General features: G+C 55.5%; 14 protein-coding genes. 3 read left to right on the top strand and 11 right to left on the bottom strand.

Going from position 1 to position 11,837, the window contains the following annotated elements:
• Positions 1–268 precede the first annotated feature (268 nt).
• Genes KP702_RS15335 through KP702_RS15325 form a run of 3 tightly spaced genes read right to left on the bottom strand, consistent with a single transcriptional unit; the run spans position 269 to position 2,387 of the window.
• Positions 269–1,246, bottom strand: coding sequence for an NAD-dependent epimerase/dehydratase family protein (locus KP702_RS15335; protein WP_202206809.1), 978 nt, complete (start codon positions 1,244–1,246; stop codon positions 269–271).
• Positions 1,247–1,249: 3 nt separating this feature from the next.
• On the bottom strand, positions 1,250–1,741 hold the full coding sequence (locus KP702_RS15330; RefSeq protein WP_202206810.1) for a DUF192 domain-containing protein: 492 nt from the start codon (positions 1,739–1,741) through the stop codon (positions 1,250–1,252).
• A gap of 19 nt (positions 1,742–1,760) precedes the next feature.
• A complete protein-coding gene (locus tag KP702_RS15325) occupies positions 1,761–2,387 on the bottom strand; it encodes an MBL fold metallo-hydrolase (protein WP_046900940.1) in 627 nt (208 codons plus the stop codon).
• Positions 2,388–2,564: 177 nt separating this feature from the next.
• On the opposite strand from KP702_RS15325, the gene KP702_RS15320 reads away from it, so the two are divergent.
• Both KP702_RS15320 and KP702_RS15315 read left to right on the top strand, forming a co-directional pair.
• The gene (locus KP702_RS15320) at positions 2,565–2,915 is read left to right on the top strand and encodes a RidA family protein (RefSeq protein ID WP_046900317.1); all 351 of its coding nucleotides are present in this window, start codon (positions 2,565–2,567) and stop codon (positions 2,913–2,915) included.
• A gap of 171 nt (positions 2,916–3,086) precedes the next feature.
• Positions 3,087–3,809, top strand: coding sequence for a CHAP domain-containing protein (locus KP702_RS15315; protein WP_202206811.1), 723 nt, complete (start codon positions 3,087–3,089; stop codon positions 3,807–3,809).
• A 69-nt stretch (positions 3,810–3,878) separates the two neighbouring features.
• Here the strand turns inward: KP702_RS15315 and KP702_RS15310 are convergent, their stop codons facing one another.
• The 7 genes from KP702_RS15310 to KP702_RS15280 form a co-directional block, all read right to left on the bottom strand.
• Positions 3,879–4,337: a 23S rRNA (pseudouridine(1915)-N(3))-methyltransferase RlmH gene (locus KP702_RS15310; protein WP_202206812.1), complete on the bottom strand. Its 459-nt coding sequence runs from the start codon at positions 4,335–4,337 to the stop codon at positions 3,879–3,881.
• Positions 4,338–4,790 (bottom strand): ribosome silencing factor, encoded by a 453-nt coding sequence (gene rsfS / locus KP702_RS15305; protein ID WP_202207243.1) that lies wholly within the window; start codon positions 4,788–4,790, stop codon positions 4,338–4,340. It abuts the gene before it with no gap.
• Between the two features lie 95 nt (positions 4,791–4,885).
• Positions 4,886–5,473, bottom strand: coding sequence for a nicotinate-nucleotide adenylyltransferase (locus KP702_RS15300; protein ID WP_237389865.1), 588 nt, complete (start codon positions 5,471–5,473; stop codon positions 4,886–4,888).
• Positions 5,474–5,505: 32 nt separating this feature from the next.
• Entirely contained in the window at positions 5,506–6,762 is a 1,257-nt protein-coding gene (locus tag KP702_RS15295) for a glutamate-5-semialdehyde dehydrogenase (protein ID WP_202206813.1), read from the bottom strand.
• Positions 6,755–7,849 (bottom strand): redox-regulated ATPase YchF, encoded by a 1,095-nt coding sequence (gene ychF / locus KP702_RS15290; RefSeq protein ID WP_099211167.1) that lies wholly within the window; start codon positions 7,847–7,849, stop codon positions 6,755–6,757. Before ychF ends, KP702_RS15295 begins: the two co-directional genes overlap by 8 nt.
• Before the next feature lie 215 nt (positions 7,850–8,064).
• A complete protein-coding gene (gene pth / locus KP702_RS15285; RefSeq protein WP_202206814.1) occupies positions 8,065–8,634 on the bottom strand; it encodes an aminoacyl-tRNA hydrolase in 570 nt (189 codons plus the stop codon).
• A 3-nt stretch (positions 8,635–8,637) separates the two neighbouring features.
• Entirely contained in the window at positions 8,638–9,297 is a 660-nt protein-coding gene (locus KP702_RS15280) for a 50S ribosomal protein L25/general stress protein Ctc (protein ID WP_086634762.1), read from the bottom strand.
• 209 nt (positions 9,298–9,506) lie between these two features.
• On the opposite strand from KP702_RS15280, the gene KP702_RS15275 reads away from it, so the two are divergent.
• On the top strand, positions 9,507–10,832 hold the full coding sequence (locus tag KP702_RS15275) for an MFS transporter (protein WP_215769325.1): 1,326 nt from the start codon (positions 9,507–9,509) through the stop codon (positions 10,830–10,832).
• Positions 10,833–10,853: 21 nt separating this feature from the next.
• On the opposite strand, the gene KP702_RS15270 is transcribed toward KP702_RS15275, so the two are convergent.
• Positions 10,854–11,729 carry an SDR family oxidoreductase gene (locus KP702_RS15270; RefSeq protein WP_202206816.1) on the bottom strand — a complete coding sequence of 292 codons (876 nt, stop codon included), beginning with the start codon at positions 11,727–11,729 and terminating at the stop codon, positions 10,854–10,856.
• Positions 11,730–11,837 lie beyond the last annotated feature (108 nt).

The raw sequence follows: 11,837 nt of genomic DNA, 5'->3' as shown, positions 1-11,837 counted from the left end.
CCCAAATGAAAAAACGTTAGGCTTAATTGAAGCATCTTAAAAAGATACATCAGCGTCTAAACGTTCGACACTCAGGTCTCAGGAAAATAATCCCAAAACCAGCAGCACCAAAACGCCGCCAACATATCCCTTCCAATTCCATATTCAATTTTCAAAGATCATCATCTCAAACCGCCCCGGCCAAGCCCTCGAAGAAGGCCCCGCCGCGTCGGTGAACGGGCTTATACGGCCACCACCCAACACTGTCAATCAAAAAATCATATAAAAATCAAAAAACTGACTTTTTATGAAAATCCTTGAACCATTGGGCAAATTTCATGACCCCGTCCTCAAGCGAGACGCTCGGGGTCCAGCCACATAACGCTTTCACATCCTCTAAGCTTGCCCAAGTTTTCTCCATATCTGCCACGGGGCGAGCTTGATGTTCTATGCATGCAGATCGCTCGAGATGTTTTTCCAACAGCGCAATCAGTGTCGTCACTTTTTCCGGGCGATCTCCCCCCAGATTCAAGATGCGCGCCTCACCCACTTGAGGAGGAACGTCCGTGATCGAAAGAACACCCGATGTGATGTCATCTATATAGGTGAAATCCCGAGACAGTCCTTTTCCCTCGTAAAGGGTGACCGGACGGCCCTCGCAGATAGCTTTCGCGAAACCGTAATAAGCCATATCTGGCCGACCCCACGGCCCATAGACGGTAAAGAACCTCAAGCCTGTCTGTGGAATACCGTGAAGATAAGCATATGCGGAGGCCGTGAGCTCACCTGCGCGCTTTGTAACCGCATAAAGTGAACCCGGCTCATCCACGCGATCACTCTCTTTGAAAGGCAACGACTGGTTGCGACCATAGACTGAGGACGAAGACGCATAGACAAAATGCTTCAACCTTTTCAGGCTTCTGGATGCCTCCAGCAAAACAACCTGCCCCATGACATTCGCTTGTACATAGGAATACGGGTCTATGAGTGAGTATCGAACTCCCGCCTGAGCTGCCAGATGAATGATGACTTCAATATCAGAATGGCCATCAATGACTGATCGCATAGCCTCGCGGTCAGACACGTCCTTCTGCTCGAACACAAACCCTTTTTGACACGTCAGTCTGTTCAGGCGCGCCGTTTTCAAGAGCGGGTCATAATAATCATTCAGCGTATCAACGCCGACTACCTCCATGCCTCGCGCCAGCAAGGCATGCGAGACGTGAAAACCGATAAATCCCGCTGCCCCGGTAACTAAAACCTTCACGTATCAGTGCTTCAGTGCCGGGCTACTTACGGTATCCCCTACGCGGATACCCAACTCTTCCGTAACCCCCCCAGCAAGCTCAAGCGTGTTGGCCACAACCCCGTCACTGCTCAGGATTGCCTCACTCAGCGGAACCGCCTTCTCCGCAATGGCATGAACATGATTGGTGGAATCAATGAAAACGATATCGAGGGATACCAGTGTGTTTCTCATCCACATGTCCGAAACCTGCGGCTGCGGCCAAAGGAAAAGCATTCCCTTGTTTTTGGGCAGCTCCTTGCGGAACATTTCGCCGACTTCCTGTTCCCTGTAGGTTTTGGCCAACTCCACCGTAAACGAGTGCTTAACTCCGTCTTGCGTCGTGATTGTCAAAGGTGCTGTCGGAAGAACAGGCTGCGCCTGACGAATAGGTTCTTCTGCGGCACAGGCGGAAGCCGTCATACTGCCCGCGAGAACACCTATCGCACCTAATATGGAACAAGCCATTACACGCATGGGAAACCCTCTTTGAAATTTATCGTTCAGAAACAAGAAATGGATTGGACCGGCGTTCTTCCCCAATGGTCGTAGGCATTCCATGCCCACACAGCACCACAGTCTCATCCGGCAAACTCATGAGATGTTGGCGAATACCTGCAATCAGCGCAGGAGCATCCCCATAAGCAAAATCGGTTCGGCCTACCGTCCGGCGGAACAATGTATCGCCAACAATGGCACGACGACTGCCATGATCCACAAACACGATATGTCCTGGCGTATGTCCGGGAATATGACGCACCTCGATATCATGGCCCAGAAGTTGGAGTGTCTCACCGCTTTCCAGAAAGCGGTCCGGAACAACACTCACCATCCCTGTCATACCAAAATGCGCAGCCTGTTTCTCAATACTACTTAGCAGGAACGCATCACGCCGATCTGGCCCGAGAACAGGCACAGGATCTGATTGAATTTTATTCAGGCGTTCCCGGAGCTCATCAGCGCCGCCAGCATGATCAAGATGTCCATGCGTAAGAAGAATAGCCTCAACCGTCAGCCCACGGAGCTGAGAGAGCAGTTCATCCACATCCCCCCCTGGATCGACCACCACGGCATGGTTCCGTTCGTCCCAGAGGATCGTGCAATTCTGCCGGATCGGCGTCACAGGCACTCTTTTGACATTCAAAGGGACCACGGTTTTTTCTCCCGCACGGCCAGTTTAGCGATACCTCCCGGCGATACCGCGTCCCACCCCCTACGACAAGGGAGCCAAGAGGTGATTGACCGCTTCTTAAAGCCGCCTCACTCTGGGGCTTTCCAATCTCGGGATCAGGATACCCCCATGAGCCGCATCATTCGCACAGAACCCAACGCCATTCTTTCCAAGGCTGTGGAATATCATGGCTTTGTTTTCACTCAAGGCGTTGTCGCCTCAGACCTGTCACAAGATATCGATGGCCAGACCAAAGACGTCCTGGCTCAACTCGATGCCATTCTTGAAGAACACGGCACAGACAATACCCGCATTCTTCAGGCACAGATCTGGCTTAAAGACATCGCAGACCGCAATGCTCTCAACACGCACTGGTCCGCATGGCTCCCGGAAGGACTAGCTCCTGCACGCGCCTGCGTTCAGGCTGTCATGGCTGACCCACGCATCCTCGTGGAAATCATGCTGACAACCACGAAATAAGCCACCCGACCAAATACGGCACAATTAAGGCAGAATGCGACACGAGAAAGATTTTCATTAGAAATGAAAATTTAACCCTCAGTGATGCATTCTGCCCTTGTCAGGGTTGCATGAAGATTGTTAGCTCCCTGTCACCCGAACGACACAAGCCTATTCAGGATCAAAAAGATCGTGACGCATAAAAGTTGCCGGAAAACATTTTTCTCTGCCCTGGCGCTCTCAGCTGTCATGTTCTTTGCGAGTCATGCACAGGCCAAACACCTTCGTGGTTCACATGGCGGTCATAGTGTCTTCCGCTCTCATCGAGCCTCTCATTCCTACCACCACACCTTTTCAGCGGCGCACGTTATTCAGTGCGTAGCTTACGCTAAGGAAGCTTCTTCCGTCGTGCTGCACGGCAACGCACGGGACTGGTGGTATAACGCCGCGGGCCGCTATGCTCGTGGTAACGCTCCTGAGGCGGGATCAGTTCTAAATTTCCGTGGCATCCGTCGTATGCCTCTGGGTCACGTCGCTGTTGTCCGTTCCGTCGAGAACAATCGCACAATCTACATTGACCAGTCTCACTGGGCGTCCAACGGCATTGCACACAACGTGCGCGTCGTTGATGTGTCACCCAACAATGACTGGAGTGCAGTCCGCGTTGCCCTCAACGACCGTAGCGGCCGTCTTGGCAGCATTTACCCGACATACGGCTTCATCTATGGCCGCGCAGACGATGGTCGCCAGGCGCCGCAGGTCATGGTCGCCCGCGAAAGCCATGCAACCACCTTCCGTCATCGTGCGATCTTCAGAGGATCGAATGCTCTGAGTCATCCGATGAGCAACACAGAAGTGGCGGAAGCCCCGGACGATGCCTTTACATCTGACGCGCCGAACCGGTCTATCCGATAAGAATACTCCAGAAGCGAAAAGCGGGGCTAAGTGCCCCGCTTTTTTTATACCCAATCGCTCAGAAACTGCTTAATCAGGCCGGCTATCTTTATGATACGGATGGTTCGAATTGATAGCCTGAGCGCGGAACACCTGCTCGGCAATCATCACGCGCACTAGCATGTGGGGCCAAGTCATCGCTCCGAGAGCAATAACGGCGTCGGCTCTTTGGATCACTGATCCATCAAGCCCCTCTGCTCCGCCAATCAAGAAATGTACCGGACGGCCAGTTTCCTGCCATCGAGAAAACGTAGCCGCAAACTGCAGGCTGCTAAATGTCTTTCCTCCCTCATCGAGGGCAACGACAAAAGCATTGTCAGGACAGGCCCCCAGAAGTCCGGCAGCGTCTTTGCGCTTCTGCTCCATGACAGAGCCTTTGGAGGGCGCAATCTCTGTCACAGTCAACGCAGGCCGAATCCGGGCAGCGTAACGGTCGAAAAGCTCCCGTTCCGGGCCGGACTTCAGTCGCCCAATAGCAACGAGCTTCATTCAGCCCTGCTCTTCGTCCTTACCGACAGCCACTTCGGATTCGCTCGAATCCAGATCAGAGCCCCACATCTTCTCAAGAGCATACAGCTCGCGGCTTTCTGGCTTGAAAAGATGAACAACAACATCTCCCGTATCCAGAAGCACCCAGTCGCTGCCATTCGCGCCTTCAACCAGAACCCGGTTGAAGCCGTCTTCACCCAGCTTCTTCTCGATGTGATGCGCCATGGCTGCAATCTGCCGATCTGCCAGACCCGTTGCCACAACCATATGGTCTGCAAAGTTGGCACGGCCAACCAGATCCAGAACCACAATGTCCTCTGCCTTGTCTTCCTCAAGGCTGCCCGTGATGATGGACAGCATTTTTGTCAGAACATCAGGCTGCACAGGCTCGCGCTTGACGGCAGTCTTCTTGGGGCCAGCAGCAGCAGCCTTCTTGCGAGGCGTTCCAGGCACCTTGGCAGCCTCGGCCAGTGCCGCATCAGGGGTGCTGGTTTTCCGACGCGTGGTCTTGGCCTTCGGGTCGGTTGAGGTCGTCTTGGTGATGGCTTTTACTCCTGATCCGGTTCCAGACAGATTTGCCCGGACTCTCGCAACGCTGTAGCCGATATATCGTTCTGCGGCGCAGAAAGGAACGTCCATGCGCATCCTTTTCTTTGCGCCAGTATAGCAGCCTCCCTAGAAGGCCGTCGATTTCGCCGTAAAGCCGACGCCGCAGCCCCGTGCAAAGCAGGCGTTACACTCCCTGGCCGCGGCAGAATCGCTATTGGCACCATACGGGCCAGCATCCTCCAGTTTTTCCAGCGAGAGAATTGCGCCAGCCCATCCGCTCCCATCAACCAGACAAACTGAACATGAGGAAAGCGCTTCTGAAGCAATGCCACAGTCTTCACTGTAAAACGCTGTTTCAGCCTTGCTTCTATATCCGTAGCACAGATTCGACGGTCATCAGCGATCTTCCGGGCTGATGCAAGGCGCGCCCTGAACGATCCCATGCCCTTTCGAGGCTTGAGAGGATTCCCAGGTGAGACCATCAGCCACACCTGATCCAACCGCAGAGAGCGCAACGCCTGCTGAGCCACCTTCAGATGACCATAATGCGCCGGATTGAAAGAGCCACCCAACAGCCCAATCCGCATACGTCGGCCATCGCCAAACGTCGGGATCGTATTCAGCCTCGCACCTGTCCGTTGCCAAGCACTTCATAGCGATAACACGTCAACTGTTCGAGCCCCACCGGGCCTCGCGCATGCATCCGTCCCGTGGCAATGCCGATTTCAGCCCCAAAGCCAAATTCACCACCATCACAGAACTGAGTCGATGCATTCCACAGCACAACCGCACTATCAGTCCCATTCAGGAACGCGGCGGCAATCTCAGGATCTTCAGCGATAATCGCTTCCGTATGAGCACTGCCATGACGCGCGATATGGTCGAGAGCCTCCTCAACGCCATCAACAACAGCGATGGAGAGAATCGAATCCAGCCACTCCGTATCGAAATCGGCGGCACTGGCAGGAGGCAAGGTTGAAACTATAGATCTGGCAGCCTCATCCGCCCGGAATGTGCAGCCCTTGGCAGCCAGATCATCCACAATGTGCGGCAGGAGTGACGGAGCAATCGCCCGATCAATCAGAAGCGTTTCTGTCGCCCCACAGATTCCCGTACGGCGCATCTTGGCATCCAGAAGAACCCGACGCGCCATCTCAGGATCAGCACTGGCATGAACATAGGTGTGATTCAGTCCATCGGCATGGGCCAGAACAGGCACCCGCGCCTCACGCTGGACGCGTTCCACCAAAGATTTTCCACCACGTGGAATGATGAGGTCCACGCCCTCAGCAGCCTGAAGGAGCGCACCCACAAGAGTACGATCGGCAGACGGCAAAATCTGCACACAAGCCGGATCAAGACCCGCAGCCGTCAGCCCTTCAACCATCGCCGCATGAATTGCGCGCGCCGAATTCAGGCTTTCGCCTCCACCACGTAAAATGACAGCATTGCCAGACTTGATGCAAAGAGCCGCAGCATCAGCCCCAACATTCGGCCGGCTTTCGTAAATCATACCGATGACACCGAGCGGAACAGCAACACGACGGAACAGCAACCCGTTAGGGCGCTCCCATTCTGCAAGAACGCGTCCAAGCGGATCAGGCAGCTTTGCAACGTCTTCCAGACCCTTTGCCATGGCCTGAACGCGCTCAGGCGTTAACGTCAGACGGTCCCGGAATGCAGCAGTCCGATCATCAGAAAGCCCGGCTAGATCCTGCTCGTTTGCCGCAACGATTGCTGCGCTGTTGGCACGAAGTGCCTGAGCAGCAGCATTTAGTGCCAGATTACGCGTCGCCTCATCTGCTCGCGCCAATCCACGAGCAGCCTGACGGGCCTTATCCGTCAGCCCTTTCAGAATAGCCGCAGCGTCAGACATTGAATCGGAACAGGAGAATATCTCCGTCCTGCACAACATATTCCTTGCCTTCGATCCGCAACTTCCCAGCCTCCTTAGCGCCTGCTTCACCATTGCAGGCCACATAGTCGTCAAAAGCAACTGTTTCGCAGGCAATGAAGCCACGCTCGAAATCATTGTGAATGACAGCAGCAGCCTGAGGCGCCTTCACACCTGCCGTAATGGTCCAGGCACGCGCTTCCTTAGGGCCGACCGTGAAGTATGTCCGCAGACCCAGCAGGCGATAGCCCGCTGCAATCACGCGATCCAGACCACTGTCGCTCAGACCAAGCCCCTCAAGGAACTCCGTGCGATCTTCCTGCGGCAACTGGCTAACCTCAGCCTCAATCGCAGCAGACACGATCACAACGCCAGCGCCCTCCTCCTCAGCCCGCTTCCGAACTGCCTCAGAGTGAGCATTGCCGGTCGCCGCAGCAGCCTCCTCGACGTTACAGACATACAGAACCGGCTTCGTCGTCAGAAGCTGAAGACGCGCAGCCTCACCTTCCTGCCCCTTCGGCACGGCGGTGCGGGCAGGCTTGCCATCACGCAGTGCCACAATCAGCGGCTCCATGAGCTCAAGCTGCGCCTGTGCTTCGCGATCATTTCCACGCGCACGCTTCTGAAGATTGATCTGGCGCTTCTCAAGGCTTTCCAGATCAGAAAGCATCAGCTCGGTCTCAATGATGTCCGCATCCCGAACCGGGTCGACCCCACCTTCAACGTGGGTGATGTCATCGTCTTCAAAGCAGCGCAGAACATGAATGATCGCATCCGTCTCGCGGATATTCGCCAGAAACTGGTTTCCCAGCCCTTCACCCTTGGACGCGCCACGGACCAGACCCGCAATATCAACAAACTCAAGGCTGGTCGGAATCTCTTTCTGGGACTTACCAATCTTCACCAGAATATCCAGCCGAGGGTCCGGCACGGCAACACGGCCCGTATTCGGTTCAATGGTGCAGAATGGGTAGTTCGCTGCCTGCGCTGCGGCTGTTTCCGTCAGAGCATTGAACAACGTGGACTTGCCAACATTGGGCAGACCAACGATGCCGCAATTGAAACCCATTGTGCTCTCCATCTTTCAGGCCGCCACATTGGTCAGCCCAGTCTCAGAATTCAGTTGCCCTGTGTTCGCAGAATCCACGCCCACGGACAACACCTGCACCCTGCAAAACAGGCAGCAGAGTACGATTCCCGCCCGAGAACTCTCTCTGGCAACGATACCCGCACGTTATAACAGTGAAAAAAGCTGACCATAAGAGACCTGAAGTCTCGCGGCACTCAGGCCGTAAGCAGCGCCACTTTCGTCATGAACGCTTCATTCTCGCCCTTGGCCAGAATAGGCGCAGCATCCGCAACTGCCTCAAGCCACCGCTCAAGCTCCGGCTCTTCCGCCTTGGCGAAATTCCCCAGAACATGCCCGTGCACCCGGTCCTTATGCCCCGGATGGCCAATGCCCATCCGCACACGCCAGTAATCCGGTCCGGGAAGACAGCGATCCATTGAGCGAAGGCCATTATGCCCAGCCGCTCCGCCGCCACGCTTGATGCGCAGCTTGCCGAAAGCAAGATCGAGTTCATCATGGAAAACGGTAATGTCGGCCTGCGCGATCTTGAAGAACTGCGCGGCCTGCTGAACGCTGTCGCCCGACAGGTTCATGTAGGTCATCGGCTTGAGGAGCAGAATTTTCTGCCCCCCAATAACGCCCTCGGAAGTCTCCCCCCGAAAGCGCTTGCGCCACGGGGAAAACCCGTGACGCCTGGCGATTTCATCAACCGCCATGAAGCCGATGTTATGTCGATGACGGCTCATCCCCGGCTCGGGATTGCCGAGACCGGTCCAGAGCCTCATGACTTACTTCTTCTTTGCGCCCGGCTTTGCGGTAGCTGCAGCAGCAGCGGCAGCAGCCTTGGCAGCAGCTTCAGCTTCCATTTCCGCATCAATGGTCGGCGGAGCGATAGAAGCGATCACGAGATCAGCAGCCTGATGACCCGTCAGCTTTACGCCTTCCGTGCCCTTCAGGTCGGACCAGCGAACGCTGTCATGAATGTCGAGGACACTCAGATCAACAGTGAAGCTTTCCGGAATGCTGGCTGCATCAGCAGCAACGTCCACGGAATGACGGACAACGTTCAGAACGCCACCGCGCTTGATGCCAGGAGCCTTCTCTTCGCCAACGAAGATGATGGAAACCTGAACGTGCACCTTCGTGCCTGCTGCAACGCGCTGGAAGTCGATGTGAATCGGAGCATCCGTCACCGGGTGCAGCTGCACGTCACGGATCAGGGCTGCAACCGGCTCTGCGCCTTCTGCTGCCAGGTTGTACACGCGGGAGGACCAGCCACCACGGTGCAGTTCCTTCATGATCACGCGCGGATCAAGAGCAATGATGGAAGGCTCCTGCTTGCCACCATAGATTACTGCCGGAACCAGCCCGGCACGTCTCGTTGCGCGCGCTGCCCCCTTACCAGCCTTCGCGCGCGTCGAGACAGCAAGTGTCGTCAAATTAGCCACTGTTACGCTCCTGCGTATTGAATTTTGTCATCACACAGACCTCCAGGGGTGCCTGTGCGAGCGGCGAAATAGCGGAAAACTGCGCCACACACAACCTTTTTCCCAGATTCTACCTTCCTGATGGCCTACCCCAACCATGGCTGGACCCACGCCCAAACCGCCAGATAGTCTGTCACAGTCCCCATAGTTGCCTGCGTCCCAGAGAATCCATGAGCATCGCCCTCCGCATCGAACATCTGCCATTCACACCCTTCCATCGCCGCCTACTGATCCTGGGGGGCTGCGGATATATGTTCGACGGCCTAGACTCGGCGATTGTAGCCTTCACGCTCCCCGTTCTGAAAACGGAGTGGCATCTGTCTGGCCCCTCTCTCGGCCTTCTCGGAAGCGCTACGTATCTGGGCTACGGCATGGGCTCGCTCCTTGCTGGCTGGTGGGCCGACAGATCAGGACGCAAATCCGTCATGATGAGCGCCCTTGCCCTCTACGCTATCGGCTCCCTGTTTTCAGCTATGTCCAGCTCCTTCAGCAGCTTCTTTTCAGCCCGTCTTCTTGCAGGACTAGGCGCAGGCGCGGAAGCAACCATTATTGCGCCCTATCTGAGCGAGTTTGTCTCTTCCCGCTATCGAGGCGCCTTCACGGCAAGTCTCACCGGGTTTTATTCGTTTGGATACGTGACAGCAGCTATTCTCGGCTTCATGCTCGTTCCATCGTCTCCTGACGGCTGGCGGTGGGCCTTGATGGCCACAGCCCTGCCTGTCCTGATGCTATTATGGTGGAGGCGCACCCTTCCGGAATCTCCAAGATGGCTGGACCAACGCGGGCGGACACACGAAGCCTGCCATATCGTCGGACTGATCGAGCAGAGCGCAGGTCTGGCCCCAGGTCTCACAACGACATCACACTCAGAGCCGCAGGCGATCCGCCCCCTGAAGGACCTGTTTGCTCCAGATCTCAGACGCTCAACTCTCATGAGCTGGGTCATGTGGCTGACCATCACTTTCTGTTTCTATGCGTTCTTCACATGGATCCCCACTCTCATGATCGAACGCGGCATGACGGTCACACGCAGCTTCGCCTACGCCATTTCCATCTATGCAGCCCAACTCCCAGGATATCTTGCTTCGGCATATTGCACCGAACGGCTCGGCCGAAGAACGGCCGTAGCAACCTTCATGATCGCTGGCGGGATTAGCGCCATCGGCATGGCGGCCAGTCAGACCCCCGCTCAGGTTCTGGTCTTCGGCATCCTGCTGTCCATGTTCATGAACGGAACCTATGGCGGCATTTACGCTTATACACCCGAGCTTTTTCCGACAGCCCTCCGAGGGCGGGGAATGGGTCTCGCCTCAGCTATTGCTCGGCTAGGCGCCATCTCATCGCCCGTCCTGATTGGCTGGATTTACCCCGCAGCAGGTTTCCCCGGCATTTTTGGCCTCACAACCTGCCTGCTCCTGCTAGGCGCGAGTGTCACATTGCTGTTTGGTCCCAAAACTGAAAAACGCCCGCTCGATCAGGAGCAGGCGTTTCCGTAATTTACCAATACTTTCAGCACATCAAAGCATCGGCATCCCACCATTGACCGCCAGCAGCGCACCAGTCGTGTAACTATTCAGTGGGTCTGCAAAATAAACATAGGCACCCGCAAGTTCTGCTGGCTGACCCGGACGGCCCAGCGGGACATCAGAGCCCACTTTCTTCTGTGCCTCTTCAGGCATCCCCGTGGCAATGAAAGGCGTCCAGATCGGTCCCGGCATAACGCCATTTACACGGATCCCGCGCGCCGCAAGCTGCTGCGCCATACTAACTGTAAAATTCGCAATCGCCGCTTTTGTCATGGAATACGGCACCAAGATCTCGGGAGGGGTTTTTAGATTAACTGAAGACGTATTGATGATGGATGCCCCTGCCTTCAAATGCGGCACGGCAGCCTTCGTCAGGTAGAAGAGTGCGTGCGTATTCGTGTCAAAATGCCGCTTCCACTCCTCCTCACTGATATCCTCCAGATGCTCCGCCCAATTCTGGAAAGCTGCATTATTAACAAGGACATCGAGATGCCCCAGCTCCGCGAGAACCTTATCTATAAGAGCTGAGCAATGGGCTGAATGCCGAATATCTCCGGGCAACAACAGACAACGACGCCCCTCTGCCTCAATCTGGGCCGCAATCTCCTTGGCATCCGAGCTTTCGTCTTCAAGATAGGAAATGGCAATGTCCGCCCCCTCCCGTGCAAAAGCCAGCGCAACAGCACGCCCGATACCAGAGTCACCACCAGTTATCAGAGCCACTTGTCCCTTCAGCTTGCCAGCCCCCTTGTAAGTCTTCTCGCCATAATCGGGCTGAGGCGTCATCTTCGCTGAGAGTCCTGGAAAGGGCTGACTCTGCGCTTCAAAAGGCGGCCGAGGATAACGGTTGCGAGGATCGACAGGCATTCAAGCCTCCTGCTCTGCGAAAACGATGCAAGTAAGTCTCTAACGGTCCGCTCTTTCTTTCAGTTCAGAACATTTCCTCAAATTATTTTCCGGAACATTTGCCCTCGT

The organism is Gluconobacter sp. P5B12 (assembly GCF_018812035.1).
Lineage (GTDB): Bacteria > Pseudomonadota > Alphaproteobacteria > Acetobacterales > Acetobacteraceae > Gluconobacter.
The sequence above is the reverse complement of the archived record's forward strand: the minus strand, read 5'-3'. Positions and strand labels throughout refer to the sequence as shown.

What these genes read in the sequence shown, in the direction of transcription:
- KP702_RS15330 (WP_202206810.1), bottom strand. Translation starts at nt 1,741, where the DNA reads ATGCGTGTAATGGCTTGTTCCATATTAGGTGCGATAGGTGTTCTCGCG.
- KP702_RS15320 (WP_046900317.1), top strand. Translation starts at nt 2,565, where the DNA reads ATGAGCCGCATCATTCGCACAGAACCCAACGCCATTCTTTCCAAGGCT.
- KP702_RS15310 (WP_202206812.1), bottom strand. Translation starts at nt 4,337, where the DNA reads ATGAAGCTCGTTGCTATTGGGCGACTGAAGTCCGGCCCGGAACGGGAG.
- KP702_RS15300 (WP_237389865.1), bottom strand. Translation starts at nt 5,473, where the DNA reads ATGCGGATTGGGCTGTTGGGTGGCTCTTTCAATCCGGCGCATTATGGT.
- KP702_RS15295 (WP_202206813.1), bottom strand. Translation starts at nt 6,762, where the DNA reads ATGTCTGACGCTGCGGCTATTCTGAAAGGGCTGACGGATAAGGCCCGT.
- ychF (WP_099211167.1), bottom strand. Translation starts at nt 7,849, where the DNA reads ATGGGTTTCAATTGCGGCATCGTTGGTCTGCCCAATGTTGGCAAGTCC.
- pth (WP_202206814.1), bottom strand. Translation starts at nt 8,634, where the DNA reads ATGAGGCTCTGGACCGGTCTCGGCAATCCCGAGCCGGGGATGAGCCGT.
- KP702_RS15275 (WP_215769325.1), top strand. Translation starts at nt 9,507, where the DNA reads ATGAGCATCGCCCTCCGCATCGAACATCTGCCATTCACACCCTTCCAT.
- KP702_RS15270 (WP_202206816.1), bottom strand. Translation starts at nt 11,729, where the DNA reads ATGCCTGTCGATCCTCGCAACCGTTATCCTCGGCCGCCTTTTGAAGCG.